23 protein-coding genes are annotated in these 23,619 nt (G+C 34.7%); 16 read left to right on the top strand and 7 right to left on the bottom strand.

What is annotated here, in order from left to right:
* Nucleotides 1-147 precede the first annotated feature (147 nt).
* Genes ACFFGL_RS12660 through ACFFGL_RS12700 form a run of 9 tightly spaced genes read left to right on the top strand, consistent with a single transcriptional unit; the run spans nt 148 to nt 7,482 of the window.
* Nucleotides 148-1,512 carry an acyl-CoA dehydrogenase family protein gene (locus ACFFGL_RS12660; RefSeq protein ID WP_309730057.1) on the top strand — a complete coding sequence of 455 codons (1,365 nt, stop codon included), beginning with the start codon at nt 148-150 and terminating at the stop codon, nt 1,510-1,512.
* A 6-nt stretch (nt 1,513-1,518) separates the two neighbouring features.
* Nucleotides 1,519-2,454: a 2-hydroxyacid dehydrogenase gene (locus ACFFGL_RS12665; protein ID WP_309730054.1), complete on the top strand. Its 936-nt coding sequence runs from the start codon at nt 1,519-1,521 to the stop codon at nt 2,452-2,454.
* A 56-nt stretch (nt 2,455-2,510) separates the two neighbouring features.
* On the top strand, nt 2,511-4,271 hold the full coding sequence (locus tag ACFFGL_RS12670; protein ID WP_309730052.1) for an SLC13 family permease: 1,761 nt from the start codon (nt 2,511-2,513) through the stop codon (nt 4,269-4,271).
* Between the two features lie 2 nt (nt 4,272-4,273).
* Complete coding sequence (locus ACFFGL_RS12675; protein WP_309730050.1) at nt 4,274-4,582, top strand: DUF202 domain-containing protein; 309 nt, start codon at nt 4,274-4,276, stop codon at nt 4,580-4,582.
* Between the two features lie 10 nt (nt 4,583-4,592).
* On the top strand, nt 4,593-4,919 hold the full coding sequence (locus tag ACFFGL_RS12680) for a DUF6122 family protein (RefSeq protein WP_309730049.1): 327 nt from the start codon (nt 4,593-4,595) through the stop codon (nt 4,917-4,919).
* A gap of 20 nt (nt 4,920-4,939) precedes the next feature.
* On the top strand, nt 4,940-5,731 hold the full coding sequence (locus ACFFGL_RS12685; RefSeq protein WP_309730046.1) for a hypothetical protein: 792 nt from the start codon (nt 4,940-4,942) through the stop codon (nt 5,729-5,731).
* A gap of 5 nt (nt 5,732-5,736) precedes the next feature.
* Nucleotides 5,737-6,351 (top strand): deoxynucleoside kinase, encoded by a 615-nt coding sequence (locus ACFFGL_RS12690; RefSeq protein ID WP_309730044.1) that lies wholly within the window; start codon nt 5,737-5,739, stop codon nt 6,349-6,351.
* A gap of 10 nt (nt 6,352-6,361) precedes the next feature.
* The gene (locus ACFFGL_RS12695; RefSeq protein WP_309730041.1) at nt 6,362-7,042 is read left to right on the top strand and encodes a sterol desaturase family protein; all 681 of its coding nucleotides are present in this window, start codon (nt 6,362-6,364) and stop codon (nt 7,040-7,042) included.
* A 50-nt stretch (nt 7,043-7,092) separates the two neighbouring features.
* Nucleotides 7,093-7,482 (top strand): hypothetical protein, encoded by a 390-nt coding sequence (locus ACFFGL_RS12700; protein WP_309730039.1) that lies wholly within the window; start codon nt 7,093-7,095, stop codon nt 7,480-7,482.
* Between the two features lie 46 nt (nt 7,483-7,528).
* Here ACFFGL_RS12700 and ACFFGL_RS12705 read toward each other — a convergent pair whose 3' ends face one another.
* The 4 genes from ACFFGL_RS12705 to ACFFGL_RS12720 all read right to left on the bottom strand — a co-directional run bounded on the left by ACFFGL_RS12705 (nt 7,529) and on the right by ACFFGL_RS12720 (nt 14,030).
* Nucleotides 7,529-9,790, bottom strand: a complete 2,262-nt coding sequence (locus tag ACFFGL_RS12705; protein WP_309730036.1) for a sodium-translocating pyrophosphatase — start codon at nt 9,788-9,790, stop codon at nt 7,529-7,531.
* Between the two features lie 114 nt (nt 9,791-9,904).
* The gene (locus ACFFGL_RS12710; RefSeq protein ID WP_309730034.1) at nt 9,905-10,414 is read right to left on the bottom strand and encodes an inorganic diphosphatase; all 510 of its coding nucleotides are present in this window, start codon (nt 10,412-10,414) and stop codon (nt 9,905-9,907) included.
* Between the two features lie 81 nt (nt 10,415-10,495).
* Nucleotides 10,496-12,988 carry a DUF5686 and carboxypeptidase-like regulatory domain-containing protein gene (locus ACFFGL_RS12715; protein WP_309730030.1) on the bottom strand — a complete coding sequence of 831 codons (2,493 nt, stop codon included), beginning with the start codon at nt 12,986-12,988 and terminating at the stop codon, nt 10,496-10,498.
* Nucleotides 12,989-13,052: 64 nt separating this feature from the next.
* Complete coding sequence (locus ACFFGL_RS12720; RefSeq protein WP_309730027.1) at nt 13,053-14,030, bottom strand: pyruvate dehydrogenase complex E1 component subunit beta; 978 nt, start codon at nt 14,028-14,030, stop codon at nt 13,053-13,055.
* A gap of 167 nt (nt 14,031-14,197) precedes the next feature.
* Here ACFFGL_RS12720 and ACFFGL_RS12725 point away from each other — a divergent pair, with 167 nt between their 5' ends.
* From ACFFGL_RS12725 to ACFFGL_RS12740, 4 genes are all read left to right on the top strand, one after another.
* Nucleotides 14,198-14,944 (top strand): electron transfer flavoprotein subunit beta/FixA family protein, encoded by a 747-nt coding sequence (locus ACFFGL_RS12725; protein ID WP_309730026.1) that lies wholly within the window; start codon nt 14,198-14,200, stop codon nt 14,942-14,944.
* A 49-nt stretch (nt 14,945-14,993) separates the two neighbouring features.
* Entirely contained in the window at nt 14,994-15,962 is a 969-nt protein-coding gene (locus tag ACFFGL_RS12730) for an electron transfer flavoprotein subunit alpha/FixB family protein (protein ID WP_309730023.1), read from the top strand.
* Nucleotides 15,963-16,072: 110 nt separating this feature from the next.
* Nucleotides 16,073-16,705 (top strand): bifunctional nuclease family protein, encoded by a 633-nt coding sequence (locus ACFFGL_RS12735; protein ID WP_309730020.1) that lies wholly within the window; start codon nt 16,073-16,075, stop codon nt 16,703-16,705.
* The gene (locus ACFFGL_RS12740) at nt 16,683-18,392 is read left to right on the top strand and encodes a NupC/NupG family nucleoside CNT transporter (RefSeq protein ID WP_309730018.1); all 1,710 of its coding nucleotides are present in this window, start codon (nt 16,683-16,685) and stop codon (nt 18,390-18,392) included. Before ACFFGL_RS12735 ends, ACFFGL_RS12740 begins: the two co-directional genes overlap by 23 nt.
* Here ACFFGL_RS12740 and ACFFGL_RS12745 read toward each other — a convergent pair.
* The 3 genes from ACFFGL_RS12745 to ACFFGL_RS12755 all read right to left on the bottom strand — a co-directional run bounded on the left by ACFFGL_RS12745 (nt 18,389) and on the right by ACFFGL_RS12755 (nt 20,844).
* A complete protein-coding gene (locus tag ACFFGL_RS12745) occupies nt 18,389-18,907 on the bottom strand; it encodes a YceI family protein (RefSeq protein WP_309730015.1) in 519 nt (172 codons plus the stop codon). The two genes, ACFFGL_RS12740 and ACFFGL_RS12745, sit on opposite strands and share 4 nt — an antisense overlap.
* Nucleotides 18,908-18,984: 77 nt before the next feature.
* Nucleotides 18,985-20,271 (bottom strand): hypothetical protein, encoded by a 1,287-nt coding sequence (locus ACFFGL_RS12750; protein WP_309730012.1) that lies wholly within the window; start codon nt 20,269-20,271, stop codon nt 18,985-18,987.
* Between the two features lie 24 nt (nt 20,272-20,295).
* The gene (locus ACFFGL_RS12755; RefSeq protein WP_309730009.1) at nt 20,296-20,844 is read right to left on the bottom strand and encodes a YceI family protein; all 549 of its coding nucleotides are present in this window, start codon (nt 20,842-20,844) and stop codon (nt 20,296-20,298) included.
* Between the two features lie 258 nt (nt 20,845-21,102).
* Between ACFFGL_RS12755 and ACFFGL_RS12760 the strand changes: the two genes are divergently transcribed.
* The 3 genes from ACFFGL_RS12760 to egtB all read left to right on the top strand — a co-directional run bounded on the left by ACFFGL_RS12760 (nt 21,103) and on the right by egtB (nt 23,606).
* Nucleotides 21,103-21,927: a thymidylate synthase gene (locus ACFFGL_RS12760; protein ID WP_309730006.1), complete on the top strand. Its 825-nt coding sequence runs from the start codon at nt 21,103-21,105 to the stop codon at nt 21,925-21,927.
* A 12-nt stretch (nt 21,928-21,939) separates the two neighbouring features.
* Nucleotides 21,940-22,344, top strand: a complete 405-nt coding sequence (locus ACFFGL_RS12765) for an energy transducer TonB (protein WP_309730003.1) — start codon at nt 21,940-21,942, stop codon at nt 22,342-22,344.
* 95 nt (nt 22,345-22,439) lie between these two features.
* Complete coding sequence (gene egtB, locus ACFFGL_RS12770; protein ID WP_309730000.1) at nt 22,440-23,606, top strand: ergothioneine biosynthesis protein EgtB; 1,167 nt, start codon at nt 22,440-22,442, stop codon at nt 23,604-23,606.
* Nucleotides 23,607-23,619 lie beyond the last annotated feature (13 nt).

Genomic DNA, 23,619 nt, shown 5'->3' on the forward strand with positions numbered 1-23,619 from the left:
TTCCCTAAAATACTCCTAAGATTTTCTTCATTCACTAAAAACAAGCAACAAAGAATTTATATCTCCACACCTCATTTCTTCGGAATTATTTAACACTTCACTGCTGTTTTAATTTTTACTTTTAAATTGAATTTTAAAACCTAGCGCATGTCTTTATTCGGAAAAATAAAAAACACCATCGATTTACTAAAAGGAGTCGATTTAGATCAATTGGCAAAAATCAATGAAAAAATTGACCTTAAAAAGACGATGGATACGTTAGGGAAATTAGACGATCGTCAGTTAAAAGGAATGATGAAAATGCTGAATCACCAAGGCAAAAAAGGCCAGCATAAATTACCACCAATCGATGGCGATTTCTATAACTTAGATTTAAAATTAACTGAAGAACAGCGCGAACTCCAAATGAAAGTGCGCAATTTTATGGAAGATGAAGTTCGTCCGCTGGTAAACGATTGTTGGAACAAAGCAAAATTCCCTTTCGAAATTATTCCGAAATTCGCTGAACTCAATATAACCGGCGTTCCTTATGAAGGCTACGGTTGCCCAAATCTTCCGTTTTTAATGGAAGGAATTATAGCCCAAGAAATTGCTCGCGTAGATGTTTCAATTTCAACATTTTTTGGCGTTCATAGCGGTTTGGCAATGGGTTCTATTTACCTCTGCGGAAGCGAGGAACAAAAGCAGGAATGGCTTCCGAAGATGCAAAAATTAGAAAAAATCGGAGCTTTTGGTTTAACCGAACCCAATGTGGGTTCTGCCGTTTCTCAAGGAATGGAAACCACTTGTAAATTCGACGGCGAAAATTGGATTCTTAACGGACAGAAAAAATGGATTGGAAACGCCACTTTTGCTGATGTGATCGTCATTTGGGCAAAAGATGAAGATAGTGGTCACGTAAAAGGTTTTTTAGTTCGGAAAGAAAATCCGGGCTTTAAAGCTGAAAAAATGGAAGATAAAATGGCGTTGCGAATCGTGCAAAATGCGATTATCACCTTAACCGATTGCAAAGTTCCGGAAAGTGATCGTTTGCAAAACGCAAATTCATTTAAAGATACCGCAAAAGTTTTAAAAATGACGCGTGCTGGCGTTGCTTGGCAAGCGGTTGGTTGCGCAAGAGGAGCTTACGAAAGTGCTTTAAAATATACCAAAAAAAGAGAACAATTTGGCAAACCAATTGCTTCCTATCAATTAGTACAAAATCATTTAGTTGAAATGGTTTCTAACTTAACCGCGATGCAAACCATGGTTTTTAGACTTTCAGAAATGCAAGATAACGGCATTTTAACCGATGAACATGCTTCATTAGCAAAAGTTTTTTGTAGTATGCGAACTCGTGATATCGTAAGTAGAGCGCGAGAAGTTATGGGTGGTAACGGAATTTTACTGGAACATGACGTAGCGCGTTTTGTAGCCGATGCGGAAGCGATTTACAGTTACGAAGGAACAAAAGAAATAAATTCACTCATCGTAGGAAGAGCAATTACAGGCTACAGCGCCTTTGTAAGTTAAAAGATAATGCAGAAAAAAATAGTAATTATAAGTCCGGGGCGAGATTGTACGCCTTGGATTAACGCTTTAAAAAAAGAAGAACCTAACTTAACCGTAGAAGTTTATCCTGAAGACACCAATCGAGCGGAAACTGATTTTATTCTTACGTGGAATCCACCGAAGAATGTTTTTGAAAACTATCCGAATGTAAAAGTAATTGCATCCATGGGAGCTGGAATTCGGCATATTTTAAAAGAAAACAAAACTCCAGAACAGGCTGAAATTACTAAAATGGACGATCCTTTGTTGAAAGAAGATATGAGCTATTTTGTATTGACAATAGCTTTAAATTTTCTGCGGAATATTCCACTTTATTTTCAGCAACAAAATGATGAAATTTGGGAAAGAAAAGCTTACAAAAGACCCGAAGATATTAGTGTAGGAATTATGGGTTTTGGCAATATTGGCATAAAAGTAGGCGAATTATTAGTAAAAAATAAGTTTAAGGTTCGCGGTTGGTCAAAATCAAAAAAATCACATCAGCATATTGAGACATTTGCCGGCGATAAAGAGTTAAATGAATTTTTAAAAGAAAGCAATATTTTGGTTTGTTTACTTCCGTTAACCAATGAAACCGAAGAAATTCTTTCCAAAAAAATATTTCAGCAATTACCTAAAGGAGCTTATTTAATAAACGTAGGTCGCGGACCGCATTTAGTTGAGGAAGATTTAAAAAATGCGTTGGAAAGAGAGCAACTTTCAGGCGCGGCGCTGGATGTTTTTCAAGAAGAACCTTTACCAAAAGAGCATTGGTTTTGGAATCATAAAAAAATTCAGCTTACGCCTCATACGGCAAGTGTAACAGATCCTGAATCGATTAGCAGCCAAGTGATTGAAAACTTAAATCGATTAAAAAAAGGAAAAAAATTATTGCATACCGTTTCTTTAGAAAAAGGGTATTAAGTTTCACATAAAAGTTTATTTTTACTTGCAAAGCCATTAAAAGGCTCTATTAAAAAATGTATTTATACATCACTTTTGCTGTTATAGCGGTTGGAATTTTCTTATTCGTAAAAGATTATTTTACGATCGATACTACTTCCATTTTAATTATGTCGCTGTTTATTGTTTCTGGCGTTTTAAATCCTGAGGAAGGTTTTGCCGGCTTTAATCATCCAGCAACCATTACGTTGGGTTGTATGTTTGTGATTAGCGCTGCGATTTTTAAAACGGGATTAATCGACGGTTTAAGTAGCAAAATTATTAGGATTGCGAAAATAAATTACGTTTTTGCGCTCATGGTTTTTTGTTTTACCGCTGCACTTTTTTCAGCATTTATAAACGATACGGCGGTGGTCGCGATATTAATTCCGATGGCTTTGGTGGTTTGTCGAGAAACCGATATTCCGCCTTCACGCTTACTTATTCCTATTTCATTTTCGGCTTTATTTGGCGGAACCTGTACGTTAATTGGAACTTCTACAAATATTTTGGTAAGTAGTTACGCTAAAAAAATTGGAGCGGAAGCTTTTGGAATGTTCGAATTTTCGCTAGCCGCACTTTGTATTTCGGTAATCGGGTTGACTTATATTTTTATTGTTGCTCCTATTTTACTTCCGAAGCGACACGGAAAAGAACATTTTCTGAAAAAGGAAGCGGAAGATTATATGGCGGAAATTGAAATTTTACCTGACAACCCAGATATTGATAAACCGCTTACAAAAAGTAAGTTAATACAAGATTTTCAAGCTCAAATTTTAACCATTAAACGTAGACATTGGCGTGTTTATGAAATTAATGAAGAAACCGTTTTACGTGAAAATGATGTAATTAAAATCTTGATCGATCCGCGGAAACTTGCAAAATTAAAAGAACTAAAAACCTATTCTTTTACCGGGGCTGAGGCTTCTTTAGACGATCATAACGAGAAAAAAGTTTATGAGGTAATGATTCCGTACGGATCGTATTTAGCGGGAAGATCATTAAAGCAAATCAATTTTAGAAACACGTATTACTCATCGGTTTTAGCGATTCGACATCGAAAAGAAACCATTACTAAAAACGTGTCGAATGTATCTTTAAAAGAGGGCGATATGTTACTTTTATTCGCTTCAGAAAAAAGTTTACAAATGCTTACGTCAGAAAAACTGATTGTAACGTTATCTGAATATCAAGAGCGAAAATTAAATTTAAAGAAAGCAATTCCAGCTTTACTTATTTTAGTTGGTGTAATTCTTTCGGCCGCTTTAAATTTAACTTCTATTTTAATAAGCGCCTTGGTTGGAGCTTTGCTAATTGTAACCACTACCATTTTAAAACCAAAAGAAGCTTACGAAGCGATTGAATGGAAAGTGATTTTTATGGTTGCCGGCGTTTTATCGATGGGAAAAGCCCTTGAAAAAACCGGCGGTTCTGAGTTAATTTCAGACTTCATTTTTAATAGTATTGGCGGTTTAGACCCGAGAATAACTTTAAGTTTATTATTTTTATTTACCTTTTTATCGACAAATGTTTTATCGAGTAAAGCGGCAGCAGTTTTAATGACGCCAATTGTAATTAGCTTAGCTGAAGTTATGCAAGTTGACCCGAAACCGTTTTTAATTGCGGTAATGTTTGCCTGTTCGTTAACTTTTATGACACCGGTAAGTTACCCTACAAATACGATGGTTTATGCGCCGGGAAATTATAAATTTAATGATTATTTGAAGATTGGAACGCCATTGAATTTTATTGTTTGGATAGCTGCTTCGTTTATAATTCCAATATTTTTTCCGTTTTAATTATGAAAAAAGTAAAACTTCACAATCCGTTTAAACCGCAAGTAATTAACGAAAAAAAATTACGAGAACATCTCGCTCTAGAGCGTACAAAATTAGCGAACGAACGTACGCTTTTAGCTTATATTCGTGCTTCGCTTTATCTTCTTGTGGGAGGAATTGCGCTTTTGCAAATTAAAGAATACCCGCGTTTGCATTGGATTGGTTATTCTTCATTAGTAATTTGTGTTTTGTTTATGATTATTGGAATTTGGCGTTATATTTTACTGGAGCGAAAATTAAAAAACCTACTTTTACCCGATGAAAAAGAGTAGTTTTTTTTAAATGCTTCAACCCTTTGTTCATTACGGCTTTCATTTTTTTGCGATTGCAATTATTGCGTATTTTTATGATAAAAAGAACTGGAAAAAATATTGGTTAATTCTACTAGCGACAATGCTCATAGATGTAGATCATCTTTGGGCAACTCTTATTTTTGAACTTAACCGTTGCAGTATTAATTTTCATTTTCTTCATACCTATTACGCTTGGCTTATCTACGTATTCGGTGCAATTTTTATTCGGCATCGTATTGTAAAACTTATTTTTATCGGGTTGAGTTTTCATTTGCTTACGGATGCGCTTGATTGCCTTTGGAATAATTATGGCTAATAATTTTGTATCTTTCAATTATGAAAATATTATTTTTTACAATTTTTTGTTGGCTATTTATTAGTGAAACTCACGCGCAAGAAGTTGCTACTTCTCTAGTTGAAAAAATTCCATTTAATAAAGAACAATTTGTTGGAGTAGATAAATTCAACAATCAATATTCCATAAACAAGAATATTTTTTTTAAGCTTGATAAACAAACAAACAAGAACTATCAATTTTCTGATATTCAGCTTGGTAAAATATTTTCAGTAGATATTATTAATCCGTTGAAAATCACACTTTTTTACCGCGATATGAATACCGTGGTAATTTTGGATAATCGCTTAAATGAAATTAGAAGAATTAATTTTAATACCATTTCAGAATTTAGAAATGTAGGTTTTGCCACTACAGCAAACGACCGAAGTTTGTGGATTTTTAACCTAGATTTACAACAACTGGAATTATTCGATTATAATAGAAACGTAGTCTTATCTCATACGCAACCAATTTCGAATCAGATTTTGGGGCAACGGAGTAATTTCAATTTTTGTTGGTTATTAAATGAAAAAAAACTTCAATTTTATAATTCTTACGGAAGTTTAATTTCAGAATATAAAAATGATGGTATTCAAGCATTTATAGAAGACAATGGTTCAGTTATCATACTGAAAAATAACAAATTAAGCATTTTACCAAAAAATTCAACAGAATTTAAACCGCTTTCAATTTCTGAAAATGCCGTTAAAGATTTTTATTTGAATAATGAAAACCTGTACCTTTACAGCGGTGAATTTATTTATCATTACCAACTCACTCTGCCAAAATAAAACTTATGCATGTAGCCATCGCCGGAAATATTGGAGCCGGAAAAACAACGTTGACTAAATTACTGGCCAAACATTATAATTGGGAACCACAGTATGAAGATGTACTTGAAAATCCCTATTTAGAAGATTTTTACAATCAGATGGAGCGATGGTCTTTCAACCTGCAAATTTATTTTTTAAATAGCAGATTTCGGCAAATTTTAGAGATTAGAGAAAGCGGAAAATCGATAATTCAGGATAGAACAATTTATGAAGATGCTTATATTTTCGCTCCTAATTTACACGCGATGGGTTTAATGACAAATCGTGATTTTGAGAATTATAAGTCACTTTTCGATTTGATGGAAAGCGTTACCAAAGGACCTGATTTATTAATTTATTTACGAAGCAGTATTCCTAATTTGGTTTCTCAAATTCAAAAACGTGGCAGAGACTATGAAAATTCGATATCTATCGATTATTTAAGTCGCTTAAATGAGCGTTACGAAGCTTGGGTTCACGATTATAAAAAAGGCAACTTGTTGGTAATTGATGTAGATAACATTAATTTTGTCGAAGAAAAAGAAGATTTAGGAAATATCATTAATAAAATTGACGCCGAATTACACGGCTTATTTTAAGATAAAAGCTATGGAATCAACAAAACTGAAACGTCCAAAACATAAAGGATCTCCAAAATTATTTAACAACCCTATTCTTGAAAAATTAACGCACACGCATATTTCTTTACCGCTAATTATTTTTTCGGTAATTTCTGCAGCGCTTATTTACTACGGGATTATCGAAAAAGGATTTGAAGCTCCTGCAATGGTACTTTTATTTTTTGCCGGCTTATTTTTTTTTACGTTTATTGAATACGTAATGCACCGCTATTTGTATCATATTCCGGCGACTTCAGAACGCAAAAAGAAAATTTCTTACACAATGCACGGCGTTCATCACGATTACCCGAAAGATAAATCTAGATTGGCAATGCCACCACTTTTAAGCCTAATAATCGCTACCGTTTTATTCATTATTTATCGTGTATTTCTAGGCGATTATGTATTTGGATTTCTCGCAGGATTTTTAATTGGTTATGCAGCATATTTAGCAGTTCACTATTCTGTTCATGCTTTTAAAGTGCCTAATAATTTCATGAAGATTTTATGGCATCACCACAGCATTCACCATTACCGAGAACCCGACAGAGCATTTGGAGTTTCTTCGCCACTATGGGATCAAATTTTTAGAACCATGCCAAGAAAAGACCCAATGAAAGCTCGAAAAAAACAAGAAACAAATGTTTATATAGATCCTGAAAAAGCTTAATTTATTCTTCGGAAAAACATTAATAACTCTATACAGTTAAAGAAAATTTCATGCGTTTAACAAACAGTTATCTAATTCTTATTTTTTCATTTTTTCTGATATTTACAAGCTGTAATTCTTCAGATAAAAAATTACCAGAACCTACATTTGTTCATTCTCAAGAAGAATTTCAGAAAGAGATAAAAGCAGATAGTATGGCAACTTGGGTAAAAATGAAGAGTTTAGATGAAACTTCTGAAGAAGAAAATATTCGCACTTTAGGAATTGAACTTTATTTTTCTGAAAGTCAAGAAAATTTTGATTTTCAAATGGAATATTTTAAAAATCACGTTCACGATGAAATAAAAAATTTGGATGAATATGATTTTTTAGAGGTAAATTACTACAACAATGGAGAATTAACGGTTAAAGAAACAGAACAACTGTCAGTATTATTATAAAAAACCTCGTATTTCTACGAGGTTTTTTTGATATTCAAAAAAAAATTTATTTCTTATTAATATCTGAAAAACTAAGCTTCTTATTCTTTTCATCTACAGATTGCATTTTTAGTTCTTTTTCAACTTTTTTAATACCTATTTCATTTACCTTATCTTCATTGTGATTTCCAATAATCGGAGCAATTACCAATCCCACCAAACAAGTCAATTTAATTAGAATATTCATAGAAGGTCCAGAAGTATCTTTAAAAGGATCTCCTACAGTATCGCCGGTTACAGCAGCTTTATGTGCCTCACTTCCTTTATAAGTCATTTTTCCATCAATTTCTACACCGGCTTCGAACGATTTTTTCGCATTATCCCAAGCGCCACCCGCATTATTTTGAAAAATCGCCCACATTACACCAGAAACACAAACACCCGCCATATAACCTCCTAAAGGTTCTGCACCAAAAATTAAACCTACGATTATTGGAGAAATAATCGTGATTAATCCAGGCAAAATCATTTCACGTAAAGCAGCTTTTGTAGAAATATCTACACATTTTGCATATTCCGGTGTTGCGGTTCCTTCCATAATTCCGGGAATTTCTTTAAACTGTCGTCGAACTTCTTTTACCATTTCCATCGCAGCTTTCCCCACCGATTCCATCGCTAACGCGGAAAATATAACCGGAATCATTCCTCCTACAAATAAAGCAGCTAGTACATCAGCTTTAAAAATATTAATCCCATCAATTCCTGTAAAAGTTACATACGCTGCAAATAAAGCTAAAGCGGTTAAAGCGGCAGAAGCAATCGCAAAACCTTTCCCAACTGCTGCGGTCGTATTTCCTACGGAATCTAAAATATCGGTCCGTTCTCTTACTTCTTCGGGCATTTCGCTCATTTCTGCTACGCCACCCGCATTATCGGCAATTGGACCAAAAGCATCGATAGCTAATTGCATTGCCGTAGTTGCCATCATTGCTGATGCTGCTAACGCTACGCCATAAAATCCTGCTAATTCATACGAACCATAAATAGCTGCTGCAAATAATAAAACCGATAAAAAAGTAGATTTCATCCCAACAGCTAAACCCGCTATAATATTGGTTGCCGCTCCGGTTGAACTATTCTTTACAATATTAAGAACTGGTTTTTTTCCTAAACTTGTATAATGTGCGGTTACTACAGAAATTAACGCGCCAACTGCTAAGCCAATTACGGCTGCCCAAAACACATTTATGGAAGGAATTATTTTTGTTCCTTCACCAAAAAAGTTCATTTTAATATTTTCAGGAAGCATCCAGTCAATTAAAAACCAAGTAACTACTAACGTTAATAGAATTGCTACCCAATTTCCACGATCTAGTGCAGCTTGCACTTTGCTTTCTTTTGCTGAGTTATTAGAGATACTCACTAAGAAAGTTCCTAATATAGAAGCTAAAATTCCAACTCCTGCAATTACTAGCGGAAGTAAAATAGGTCCCATATTATTGAAATTATCTACAAATGGCGATTCTAACGACATATCTCGAATTACATAGTTACCAAGTACCATTGCCGCTAAAACGGTTGCTACATAGCTTCCAAATAAGTCAGCACCCATTCCGGCAACGTCTCCTACATTATCACCTACATTATCTGCAATGGTCGCTGGATTTCGTGGATCGTCCTCTGGAATTCCGGCTTCTACTTTCCCTACCAAATCTGCACCAACATCGGCAGCTTTCGTATAAATTCCACCACCTACTCTAGCGAATAAAGCAATTGATTCAGCACCAAGCGAAAACCCGGCTAAAGTTTCTAAAACTACCGTCATATCACTATAAAAAGTAGTGGAACCTGAAATAAATTGATTGATAAAAAAGAGAGATAATAAGCTTAATCCTAAAACTGCTAAACCTGCAACTCCTAGTCCCATAACGGTTCCGCCACTAAAAGAAACTTTTAAAGCTTTTGGTAAACTTGTTCTTGCCGCTTCTGCCGTTCTCGCGTTCGATTCCGTAGCAATTCGCATCCCGATATTTCCTGCTAAGGCTGAAAAAATTGCTCCAATAATAAATGCTGGAATAATCATCCAACTGGTGGTTTCTACGGCCAGTGAAATTCCGTATAAAGCAATAGATGCTAAAATTACAAATACTACAAGTAAACGATATTCAGCATTTAAAAAAGCTAAGGCTCCTTCTTTTATACTTTTTGAAATGGATTGCATTCGAGCGTTACCGGAAGGTTGCTTTTTCACCCAATTTGCTTTAATGATCATAAAGATAATTCCTACAACTGCTAAGATGATAGGAAGAAAAATAATATTTGATTCCATGTGCTAAGATGATTAATGTTTTGTTAAATCTAACGCATAAAAATCAAAATTCCATAAAAAAAGCAACACTTTTTAAAGGTGTTGCTTGTATATTAACAAATAAGTTAATAATAACTATTCGATACTTACTTCTTCTTTAGGGACATCACTATCTTTAAATCGCTTTACGCATTGATTTACGATATCTTTTGCTTCTGAAGCATCTCCCCAACCGCCAACATCTACTTTTTTCTCTTCAAGATCTTTATAAACTTGAAAGAAATGTTCGATTTCTTTAATTAAATGCGGGTTTAAACCTTTTAAATCGTCTACTTTATTAGCAATTGGATCGCTTACCGGTACACAAATTATTTTCTCATCTGGACCTTTCTCATCTGCCATATGAAAAACTCCAATAGGTTTTACCTCAATTACACATCCCGGAAAAGTAGGTTCCGTAACTAATACTAAAACATCTAACGGATCTCCGTCTAATGCTAAAGTTTCCGGTACAAATCCGTAATCTGCAGGATACATCATCGATGAAAAAATCATACGATCGTAACGTATTTTCTTCAGTTTAAAATCATACTCATATTTGTTCCGGCTTCCTTTCGGGATTTCAATTAAAACATCAAATGTCATTTCTCTAAATTACGTTAGTATTTAATTCTAAAAATTCAAGGGTGCAAATTTAAGAAATGTAAAGGGTTAAACCCTACTTTTTTAGAAATAAAATCCGAAAGCTCCGGTAACTCCAAATGATCGTGCATCTGGATTATCAAAATAATTTCCGCGGAAATGAAAATCGATTCTGAAAACTTTAAAAATATTACCAACACCAACGCTCCAAGACCAATATGGCTCGCGGCTTGGCGCCATTAAAACAGGATTAGAAGTTGAAGCATTTAACAACTGACTTTCTTCTGAAATATCACCAACTACACCACGAATTGCCACTATTTCACGTAAGTTTAAGTCTCTCAATCCTGGAATTCGAGAGAAAAATCTTCCATTAAAATTGTGTTCCAGATGCAAACTTGTGTAAGAATCGGTTACAAATTCGTAGAAATTAAGCAATGGAAAAGTTCCGAAAATAGAAAATAACGTTTGATTTCCCGGTACAACATTTAATAAACCTAATGGAACGGCTCCAAATGTTTTCCCGGCCTCAAAAGTGGAAGTAAGTACACCTAAACCGCCAACTTGCCAAGGTTGTCTATAGAAAAACTGAATTCGTTCATATTCAAAATCGCTATTAATAACATCTTTTAAGCCTACGGAATAGTTTAAAAATAATTGTGCAAAATCGCCATCATTTATGACAATTCTATCAACGCCATAACCGGTAGTTTTTCTTCCGGGCGAAAAACTAAGAATTGTAGATATTTCAGTTTGCTTTATTTGTGAAGCTGTTTTTGTACGTGCTTCATTGGTATAATAGGCTAAACTAAATTGATTAGAAGCCGCTTCTAAAGTTCGATAAGAACCGCCGACTCGTATATTAAAATTTTTAAAAGGTTCAAGTTCTAGGGCAAAAGTTGATAAATTTATGTTGGTTAAACTGGTATTTGAACCTACGGTAACCAAAGCTGAAGACGCCAAGGATCTTCCTAAAACATCATTTGTATTTGTTAAACTCGCACCTAATTGTTCTACATCTCTACGGTTTCCGCCGGTTATAATTAACCTGCTTTTACGGTCTAAAAGCCATTTTCCGGCAATTCCGTATTTAAATTTATTGTCTTTAAATCCGTAAGCGGTATAGCCTTCAATTCGCCACGGATCATTTCGAGTAAAATACGTTCTTCCCCCCGCGCGAAAACGAATTCCTTCGACATCGTTATAACCAAAGGTTGAGAAAATCGGACCAAAATCGAACCCGTCAAATTCTACATAACCGGAAGCTAAAATAGTTCCAATATTATATAAACGTTTAAACGCAGGAACTGTTTTTAACGTGTCGAGCATGTCGTAAACTTGCCGCTCGTCTTCATTTAATTTTTCAATTCTATTTTGCTCCCAAAATTCTTCATCACGGTTATAAACCTGTTCTTGATAAGGATTTCCTTTTGTATTAAAAAATGCTTTTCCTTTCTTGATATCGAAATTATAATCATCGTATAAAGTTGTTCTTTTTCCGTAAACTCCGCGAGATTCTTCTTTTTTATTCAGCGCAAAATCTGACATAAAATGGTCTCTTGTAATAAGGAAAATAGAATCGTTTAATACTTTATATTCTTGTTCAATATAAATTTCTTTTACCCAGTTAATGTTAGCACTTTTGGTGACTTGCATATTAATTTTCTTGATCGCCCAAGTGGTATCATTCACCCAAAAATCTCCTTTAAAAGTGAGTTCATTTTTTCTTCTGGGGTAATACACAATTTTATAGCACCATTTATTATCTACGTAAGCAGTATCTGCTAAGACGTAATTGTAAACGTTTATTCCAGTAGTTGATAGTGGACTTACAAAGCTTTTATCGAAAAATTTCAGGTAATTATCGTAAATATTATATTCGGCGTATAAATCTTTTACAAAAGCGATTAACGTCTGATTATTACTGAAACCTGAATTTTTGTTTCCGAGGAGAATTTCTTTTTCTTCATTTAAATTATTATCTCCATACACTCTTGAAATTGCTTCATTTATGAAAATAGGTAGATACGTTTTTCCAGTAACTTCGTTAGTGTCGGTTTGTTCGAAAATAAATTCCATTCCGTTGAAAACCCGACTATTTATGAGTGCACTATCAATAGTATTGAGATCGAATTCTTGTTTTTCGTATTTTTTATATTGATACTGAGCGAATTTTTTAACGCCGTTATCGCGTCGATTTTCCCAGATTTTCTTCAGAATATCTATCGCCGGGTTATTTTTTTTGGAAGTTTTACCTTGGTAAATTACAACCTCGTCTAATGCGCTCGCTTCTTCTTCTAAAGTAATTTTTAAATCGTAATTAACATCACTTTTTAGTGGAATAGTTTTGCTTTTAAACCCTACAAAAGAAATGCTTAACGAATCATAAGAATTGGAAGATTGTAAATAAAAACTACCGTCGTCATTGGTAATAGTACCTTCTGAAGAATTTTTAAAAAGTACGTTTGCAAACGGAACAGGATCGCCTTTTTCGTCTATAACTAGTCCGCCTGCTTTAGTTTGAGCAAAAACAGCGTAACTGCAAAATAAGAAGCAATAGAGTAAAAGGTTTTTCATAGTAATTTTTAGCAAAAAAAACTTCATCAGTTAAGATGAAGTTTTCAAATATAAGTGTATACTTTTAGATATACATCACTTTTTTTACTGCTTTTATAACATCTTCACTATTTGGCAACCATTCCTTCAATAATACAGGAGAATATGGCGCTGGTGTATCGGCAGTATTAATTTTTATAATTGGCGCATCTAGATAATCAAACGCCTGCTCTTGCACTTGATAAGTGATTTCTGTAGAAATATTACCAAAAGGCCAAGCTTCTTCTAAGATTACCAAACGATTTGTTTTTTTAACCGATTCAATAATAGTTTCGTGATCCATCGGACGAATTGTACGTAAATCGATAATTTCACAAGAAATATCATCTTCAGCTAACTTTTCCGCAGCCTTATAAGCTTCTTTAATAATTTTACCGAAAGAGACAATTGTTACATCTTCACCTTCTCTCTTAATATCTGCTTTCCCGATAGGAATTGTATATTCTTCTTCTGGAACTTCACCTTTATCGCCATACATTTGTTCACTTTCCATAAAAATAACAGGATCGTCATCGCGAATAGCAGATTTCAGCAAACCTTTTGCATCATAAGGATTTGAAGGCACAATTACTTTTAAACCAGGACAGTTCGCATACCAATTTTCAAAAGCTTGCGAGTGCGTTGCTCCAAGTTGACCTGCAGAAGCTGTTGGACCTCTAAAAACAATTGGACAATTAAATTGACCACCAGACATTTGTCTTATTTTGGCTGCATTATTTATAATTTGATCTATGGCAACTAATGAGAAATTAAACGTCATAAATTCTACAATAGGTCTCGTTCCTGTCATTGTAGAACCTATTCCTATTCCGCTAAATCCTGCTTCAGAAATCGGGGTGTCAATCACACGATTTGGTCCAAATTCATCTAACATTCCTTTTGATGCTTTGTAAGCACCATTATATTCAGCTACTTCTTCTCCCATTAAATACACAGCTTCATCACTGCGCATTTCCTCACTCATCGCTTCGCAAACTGCTTCTCTAAATTGAATTGTCTTCATGGTAATATTTTGAGCTCTAAGTTTTTTACAAAGCACAAAAGTAAGCAAACAACAATCGAAATACTAAATGTTTTCCACAAAAAAAATATTATGCTTGCATAGTATTTTTTTTATAATTTCCTTATATTCGCAGCACAGAGTATTTTAACTAACGAAAAAGAAATAAAATGAAAATATTAGTTTGTATAAGCCACGTGCCCGATACAACTTCAAAAATTAATTTTACTGAAGGAGATAGTCAATTCGACAAGAACGGGGTACAATTTGTAATAAATCCAAACGATGAGTTTGGTCTTACCCGCGCAATGTGGTTTAAAGAAAAGCAAGGTGCTTCTGTAGATGTTGTAACCGTTGGTGAAGCAGATGTAGAACCTACGCTTAGAAAAGCGCTAGCAATTGGCGCAGACAACGCAATTCGTGTGAACACACCGGCAACCGATGGTTTTCAAGTAGCGAAAGAATTAGCAAAAGTTGTTGAAGATGGAAAATACGATTTAATTATCGCCGGAAGAGAATCTATCGATTATAATGGCGGGATGGTACCTGGAATGTTAGCGAAATTGATAAAGGCAAACTTTATTAACACGTGCGTAGGATTAGAAATTGAGGGCGACAAAGCAACTGCAACTCGTGAAATAGATGGCGGTAAAGAAACATTAAGCGCAAATCTTCCCTTAGTAATTGGAGGACAAAAAGGATTGGTAGAAGAAAGTGATCTAAAAATTCCTAATATGCGTGGAATAATGATGGCTAGAAAAAAACCATTAAATGTGGTAGATCCTGTTAACGCTGAAGCAAAAACAGAAGCAGTAAAATTTGCTAAACCAGATCCAAAAGGTGAGGTGAAATTAGTAGATGCCGATAATTTAGATGAGTTAATCGATTTGCTTCATAACGACGCAAAAGCGATTTAAAAAAGGTTTAGTAGTTATTATTTTAAACCATTAATCAAAAAAAGGAAATATGTCAGTTTTAGTATATACAGAATCAGAAAACGGAAAATTTAAAAAAGCTGCTTTTGAAGCCGCTTCTTACGCAAAAGGAATTGCCGACAAATTAGGAAGCTCGGTAACCGCAGTAAGTATAAATGCAGAAAATACAGCTGAATTAGGAAAATACGGCGTATCAAAAGTATTAGAAGTGAGCAACGATAAACTTAGCAAATTTAATGCAGATGCGTATGCCGATGTAATTACCCAAGCTGCAAAAAATGAAGACGCTAAAGTAGTTATACTTAGTCAAACAGCGAACGATAAATATTTAGCACCATTATTAGCTGTAAATTTAGAAGCGGGTTATGCTCCAAATGTAGTAGCATTACCAGAAAGTACAGAGCCATTTCAAGTAAAAAGAAATGCGTTTACCAATAAAGCTTTCAACCTTACAACGATTTCTAGCGATGTGAAAATTGTAGGACTTGCTAAAAATGCTTTCGGAGTAAAAGAAAATGAAGGTGAAGCTAGCGTAGAATCTTTTGAACCTAGTTTAGATGAAAGTGATTTTTCAGTAAATGTAGAATCAGTAGATAAAGCAACTAATAAAATAACCATTGCCGATGCTGAAATTGTAGTTTCTGGCGGTCGCGGACTAAAAGGTCCAGAAAACTGGGGAATGATTGAAGAACTCGCTGAAGTTTTAGGTGCTGCAACGGCGTGCTCTAAACCTGTAAGTGATATGGGTTGGAGACCACATAGCGAACACGTTGGCCAAACTGGAAAACCGGTAGCGGCAAATCTTTACATCGCAGTAGGAATTTCAGGAGCTATTCAGCATTTAGCAGGTATTAACGCTTCAAAAAACAAAGTTGTAATTAATAACGATCCTGAAGCACCATTCTTTAAAGCTGCAGATTACGGTGTTGTGGGAGACGCTTTTGAAGTTGTTCCTAAACTCATTGAAAAATTAAAAGAATTTAAGGCGAATAACGCATAATTTTTATAAATTGTGCCCCTGAAAAAAATTTTTAAAAGGGCGGTCTAAATATGAAAAGATCTTCAATTTAGACTGCTTTTTTATTTAATTTATTTTGATTAATTTGTAGTATGAGTTTAGTGCGTCTTACCATAAAAGGAATATCTTATAGCCAAACACAAAATGGCGCTTATGCCCTATTATTAAGTGAAGTTGACGGAAAACGCCAACTTCCCATTGTAATTGGCGCTTTTGAAGCACAATCTATAGCTATCGCTTTAGAAAAAGACATTCGCCCACCGCGACCACTAACCCACGATTTATTCAAAAATTTTTCAGATCGGTTTGCAATAAATGTCAAACAAGTGATTATTCACAAACTTGTAGATGGTGTATTTTATTCCAGCTTAATTTGCGAACGTGATAAAATTGAAGAAATTATTGACGCGAGAACTAGTGACGCAATTGCTTTAGCATTACGTTTTAACGCTCCTATTTTCACCTATAAAAATATTTTAGATAAAGCCGGCGTTCATTTAAAAACTTCACCTTCAAAAGAAGAAGAAAAAGAAGCGCAGAAAACGGAGCTTATCATTCAAGATGCACTTAAAAGCGATCAAAAAGATAATCCAACCGATACAAGCGAAAGCCCTCTTAAAAAGAAATCGCTTTCAGAATTGAAAAAAGCTTTAGAAGAAGCGGTTAAAAAAGAAGATTATGAAGAAGCGGCTAAAATAAGAGATGAAATTTCTAAACGTGAATAGTTACAAACGCTACTTAATTTTCGCCTTCCTTTTTCTACTCGGATTTTCAAATTCTTTTGGACAATCTATAGAAAATGAATGGCAATTTACCATTGCTATAGACACTTTACAAAGAGATTCGACTTCGCTTAAAACTCCCGAAAAACTAACATTAAAAGAAGGTCGCTTCACCTTTAGCAAAGAAAATAAAAACGCTGAAGGCGATTATATAAAGCAAAATAATTTATTGCTGTTTTTTTATGATCAACCCTATGATAGCATTCAAAAATTTCAAATTCAAAAACTGACTGATTCCACCTTAGTTTTAACAGAAAACAGTAAAAAATACACCTTACTTCCTACTGAAAAAATTACGGTCGTAAGCAAAAATAAAATTATTAAAAGTCAAGGATTCACTTTTACCAGCTTTTGGCGAGGCGTTTTAGGAATGTTCACTTTATTAGTGATTGCATTTTTATTCAGCAGTAATCGTAAAGCTATTAATTGGAAAACCGTCGGAATTGGTTTAGGACTTCAACTCTTACTAGCATTCGGCGTTTTAAAAGTAGATTGGGTAAAAAGCGTATTTGAATTTGTAGGAAGTATTTTTGTAAAGATTCTTGAATTTACCGCTGCAGGAAGTGAATTTTTATTAGGCGGATTAATGGACACGTCTAGCTTTGGTTACATTTTCTTATTTCAAGTATTACCAACCATTATTTTCTTTTCTGCCTTAACCTCGATTCTTTTTTACTACGGAATTATACAAGTAGTCGTAAGAGGTTTTGCTTTTGTACTAACAAAATTACTAGGAATTTCAGGAGCGGAAAGTTTAAACGTGGCCGGAAATATTTTCTTGGGACAAACCGAAGCACCTTTAATGATTAAAGCTTACTTAGAACGAATGACACGTTCTGAAATTTTACTGGTGATGATTGGCGGAATGGCGACCGTGGCCGGAGGTGTTTTAGCGGCATATATTGGCTTTTTGGGCGGTGACGATCCGGTAGCGCGTTTAGAATTTGCAAAACACTTATTAGCTGCATCAGTAATGGCAGCGCCAGGAGCGATTGTAATTTCTAAAATGCTCTATCCACAACAAGAAAAAGTAAATACCGATGTAGAAGTTTCTTCAGAAAAAATAGGGTCTAATGTACTTGACGCCATTGCCATTGGTACCACCGAAGGTTTAAAATTAGCTGCCAACGTTGGAGCGATGCTATTGGTTTTTGTGGCTTTAATTGCCATGGTGAATTATGGTTTTGGTAAAGTAGGACAATGGACGCACTTAAACTCTTTTTTAGCGGAAAACAGCCCTTATCAATCCTTTTCTATTGAAGCGGTATTAGGAACGATTTTCGCTCCGCTGATGTGGCTCATTGGCGTAGCAGAAGAAGACATGATGTTAATGGGGCAATTACTCGGAATCAAATTAGCAGCCAGTGAATTTGTAGGTTATATCCAGTTAGCTGAATTAAAAAATCCGGCAACAGCCTTGAGTTTAACCTATGAGAAATCGATTATTATGGCAACTTACATGCTTTGTGGCTTTGCCAATTTTGCTTCAATTGGGATTCAACTGGGAGGTATTGGTTCCTTAGCTCCGGGACAACGTAAAAACTTATCTGAATTCGGTATTAAAGCGGTTATCGGAGGAACATTAGCTTCGTTACTTTCCGCAACCATTGCCGGGATGATTATTGGTTAATTCAATACAAATTCTTCTGGGATTCTGAATTCGATATCCACTACAGGTTTTACTTTAACCAAGCCTAAAGCTTTTACGGGCGGTTCAATATGGTAATCGGTCAGGTCGAGTTCTTGACTTCCGGTAAAATAAAAACTTTGGCTATCGTAAGTTTCACCTAATTGAAGCTGATACACTTTTTCAACTTCTTTAATGGTTATTTTGATGTCTGCGGAAATAATACTGTTACTTTCCACATAATCGATAATTTCAATGGAAATATTCGGGTATTTTTCAGCTTCAAACAATTCAATTAAATCTTTCTCAATCACCCGCTTAGGACAAGAAAAACTAGCTACCGGAAGCTTTAATACTTTTTGATTTGTATTGAATTCTTTACAAACAAAACTCTCTTCATCGCAAGAACAAGTAAATTTATTTACATTGGTTTGAACTTCTATTCTTACTGTTCCACTTTGCGCATATACTTGCGCTATCATAAAAAAGAATACCAACTTGAAAATTAACTTTACCATAGCCATCTATTTTAAACCGAAAACAGTACGAAAATGTTTTTTCGTACTGTTTTCTTGGAGTTGTGATTGAAAGTTAATTAAAATGAGATCACGGCTTCAACCATTGCTCCATCAAATTTTCCTTCATTATAAATACTTGCAGCACCAAAATCATTATAATTTTGAATTACATATTCTGCTTTCAAAAGAATATTTCTTGTCATAAACCACCCTGCTGCTAATTGGAATCTATCGATGGTCACATCTTCCCCTGAAATATCTTCCGCATCGACTAAGTTATATCGTCCGCCTACATAAACATTCTCATCAGCTCCGAATCTATAAATAAGCTCTCCTGCATATTGCATAGCGGTTCTATCATCACTTTCATAAGAAGCTTTACCTTTGGCCATCTCTACAGTTCCAAAGAATTCTAATCCACCATATTTTACAAATGGGTTAATCATTACTGCAGTGATGTTATTCATTAATTTCGGATCGTAACGACCAGCTCTAAAGTCATCTCCTTCACTTTCTAGCGCTTGCATTACACCATAATAACGTGAACCTGCTCTATCTGCACTATACAAATAAGAATGAGGAACATAGCCGGTATTGTATAAAGACCCGGTTAATCTTAAACGTAGATCATCATTTACTTGTTTGTCGTACCCTAATTTTGCCAAGAATGAAGCACCTCCGGTTTTCCCTGTTTCATCTTCTTCTACAGATTGGTTCAATTTACCATTCGTAAAACCTACCATTCCTATAAATCCATTTCTTCTATAGTAAACCTCTGCACCTACCTCGGTAGTGAAAGCGTCCATAATCAAGTTTCCAACAAATGGGTTATAAAGAGCTTGGGCATTATCAGATCTTCTAAAGTGTGCATCACCATAATTGTTTTCCATATGCCCAACTTTGATGGTAGTATATTGCATCAAACCTTCTAAAAAGCCTTCTTTGATAAATTCTAATTTATCAATTTGCAAATACCCTCCTTTTACATAAGGTTCGTGGTGGTGACGAGAAGACAAGTAAGTACGTAAGTGCATTCTTACCCCATCGTAAAGAGCCACATCTAAATCCATATTAGCGGTAGCTAAGTTAAAGTTGCTACCGGCTTCCTTAATTTCATATCCTGGCAATCCGGCATTTTCGTTCTCGATTTCCTGATATTGCAGGGCAAAAGATCCTCCTACCCTAACATCTACACCGTTAAACGTGTTGGTTGTGTCCTTAGGAGATTCAAAAACATTTATCCCACGTTTATCGGGATACCTAAAGTTATCTAAATTACGGTCAAAGTTAATTTGTTGAGCGTGTACTTGTGTAGCCATTAATGCTACCAATACGATTCCTAAAAATTTGGCTAGTGTTCTCATTTTAATCTATTTTAAATTGTTTTTTTATTTACTTAGTTGAATGTTGTAATGAATAGCAACCTCATCTCCTGTTTTAATGGTACCAAAAACTGCAGTAGGCGGATCGATATTAAAATCTGTTAGCTTAAGTTCTTTTTCTCCTGAAAGAAAGATTTTACCATCTTCATAACTAATTTTCACTTTTGTAACCACTTCTTTTTCTGTGCCAGCCATTTTCATTTTTCCTGAAAAGATTGCAGAATATTCGCTAATAATTTCTGCTGTACCTTGATAAGAAATAATAGGAAAATCTTCTTCTTTTAGAGCTTCGTATGTTTTTTTATTCATACTCGATTTTCCACTTTCTAGAGATTTAACTTTAAATTGAAAATTGAAATCTTCGATACTTGCCAACCGATTATTTTCTATTTTAGCATTTATACCTCCTTTAAAAGATTTTACAACACATTCCCAATCGTGCAAAGTTGAAGTTCCTGTAACGCTTAATTTAGAATTTGAAACGTCCGCTTTATATTCTTGAGCTGAAACAGACTGAAGAAAAAAGCTGAGGATAATTAAAGTTAAAGTTCTCATCGGTAATTGTTTTTTTAAATTCTAGCACAAAATTACCTTCAAGTCTCTTTTTAAATTATGATAAATATCATATCGAAGAAAAAGATAGAAATGTGCATAACTTTTAAAAAGATATTTATCTAATTAACAGGAATATTTTATAGTTTTATCTGCGTTAGGGATTGAGCGATTTGTTGAAGCTCTTTTGAGATTTCTGCATCAGCAGGAAGTGAAAAAAGCGACTCGCGAAAGCCCGCCCGAACGCACAAAATAATATTCATGAAGCAATACCACGATTTAATTAAGCACGTTTTAGAACACGGAAATGAAAAAGGAGACCGCACCGGAACGGGTACAAAAAGTGTGTTTGGCTACCAAATGCGATTTGATTTAAGTGAAGGATTTCCGTTAGTGACGACCAAAAAAATTCATTTAAAATCGATTATTCATGAATTATTATGGTTTTTAAAAGGTGAAACAAATATTGAATATTTAACGGAAAACGGCGTTAAAATTTGGAATGAATGGGCCGATAAGAACGGCGATTTAGGACCAATTTACGGGAAGCAATGGCGAAATTGGAACGGCGACGAAATTGATCAGATTAAAGAACTTATTGAAACGTTGAAGAAAAATCCAAATAGCCGCCGAATGCTTGTTTCTGCTTGGAACCCGAGCGTTTTACCGGATACTTCAAAATCGTTTAGCGAAAATGTAGCGAATGGAAAAGCAGCTTTACCGCCGTGTCACGCATTTTTTCAGTTTTATGTTGCCGACGGAAAATTATCGTGTCAACTTTACCAACGAAGCGCCGATATTTTTTTAGGCGTTCCGTTTAATATTGCTTCCTATGCGCTTTTAACAATGATGATCGCACAGGTTTGTGGTTATGAAGCTGGTGATTTTGTGCATACTTTTGGAGATGCGCACATTTACAGCAATCATTTAGAGCAAGTTGAATTGCAACTTTCACGCACACCGCGTGAATTGCCAACAATGAAAATTAACCCGGAAGTTAAAAATATTTTTGATTTCACTTTTAATGATTTCACCTTAGAAAATTACAATCCGCATCCGCATATAAAAGGTGCTGTAGCGGTATAAAATTTAAAGCTTATGAAAAGAATTGTCATTTTATTATTGGTTTGTTTTACTACAATTACAGGATTTTCTCAAGAGATAAAAGGCAATTCGGTAAGCGGAAAAGAAATTGCGCCAACTTGGCCGGGTTGTGAGAATAATGATGCAAAAGATGTTTGCTTTAAACAAATGTTAGCAAAACATATTCAGCAAAATTTTAAATACCCAGCAGATTATACTAAGGAAGATAAAGGCTCTAAAATTATTGTAGAGTTTATCATCAATAAGGAAGGAAAAGCGGAAATTAAAAATGTTTCTGAAGGAAGAAAATCGTTACAAGAAGCCGCTAAAAAAACTATTCTAAACATTCCAGAAATGAAAGCGGGTTCACTTAACGGAAAACCAAAAGCAATTAGCTATAAAATTCCATTTACTTTTTAGAAAATCCATTTCGCTTTAACAAAGCTTAAAGAAGTTCGTATTTAAAAAATCGTAACTTTGATAGAGAGCGCTTCTAAGAAAAAGCTCTTTTTGTTATGATTACAACAACTACACATTTGGAACTTTTTTCAGCGACCCGAAAAAAAACGGAAGAATTTTGCATGCCTTTGGCGACCGAAGATTACGTGGTTCAGCCTGTAGAATTTGTTTCACCTCCAAAATGGCATTTGGGTCATACTACTTGGTTTTTTGAAGAATTTGTACTGAAAAATAATAAGCCGAATTACAGTTTATTTGATGAGCAATTTGCTTACGTTTTTAATAGCTATTACGAAAGTGTAGGCGAAAAGGTTATTCGCACAAACCGCGGAAATTTATCGCGCCCTACTGTTGAAAAAATTTATGCTTACAGAGAATATGTAACGCGAGAAATGGTAGATTTTCTAAAAAATAATACAATTTCTGACGAACTAAATGCGGTAATTGAAATTGGTATTCATCATGAAAAACAACACCAAGAACTATTACTAACCGATATAAAATATATTTTAGGAAATAATCCGTTATTGCCAGCATATCACGAAAATTTTCAGGAAGATTTAATTGAAGATATTCCACAGAAATGGATTCATACCGAAGAAGGCGTTTATGAAATCGGCGCAGAAAAAGATGGAGAATTTCATTATGATAATGAATTTGGGCAACATAAAGTTTACGCCAATGAGTTTTTCATTTCCAATAAATTAGTCACCAATCAAGAATATATCGATTTTATGGAAGCTGGCGGTTATGAAAATGTATTGCTTTGGCATGCCGAAGCTTGGGATTGGATTAACACTGAAAAAATTAAAGCACCACAATATTGGTATAAATTAAATAATGAATGGCATAGCTATAAACTAAATGGTTTTGAAAAAATAAACCCAAATGCAGCCTTAACTCATATTTCGTATTACGAAGCTTTCGCTTTTGCACAATGGAAAAATTTGCGTTTACCCACCGAATTTGAATGGGAAATCGCTCAAGAAAAATTCAACTGGGGCAAACGCTGGGAATGGACAGAAAGTGCCTATCTTCCCTACCCTAATTATAAAAAAGCTGAAGGCGCGTTGGGCGAATACAACGGCAAATTCATGGTAAATCAAAAAGTTTTACGAGGCGGATCTATTGCCACGGCAAACCATCATACCAAACCAACTTATAGAAATTTCTTTCATCCTAATTTGCGTTGGCAATTCAACGGAATTCGATTAGCAAAATAACCCGAAACGAAGA

Origin of the sequence: Mesonia maritima, assembly GCF_042433895.1 — a bacterium.
GTDB classification, from domain to species: Bacteria; Bacteroidota; Bacteroidia; order Flavobacteriales; family Flavobacteriaceae; genus Mesonia; species Mesonia maritima.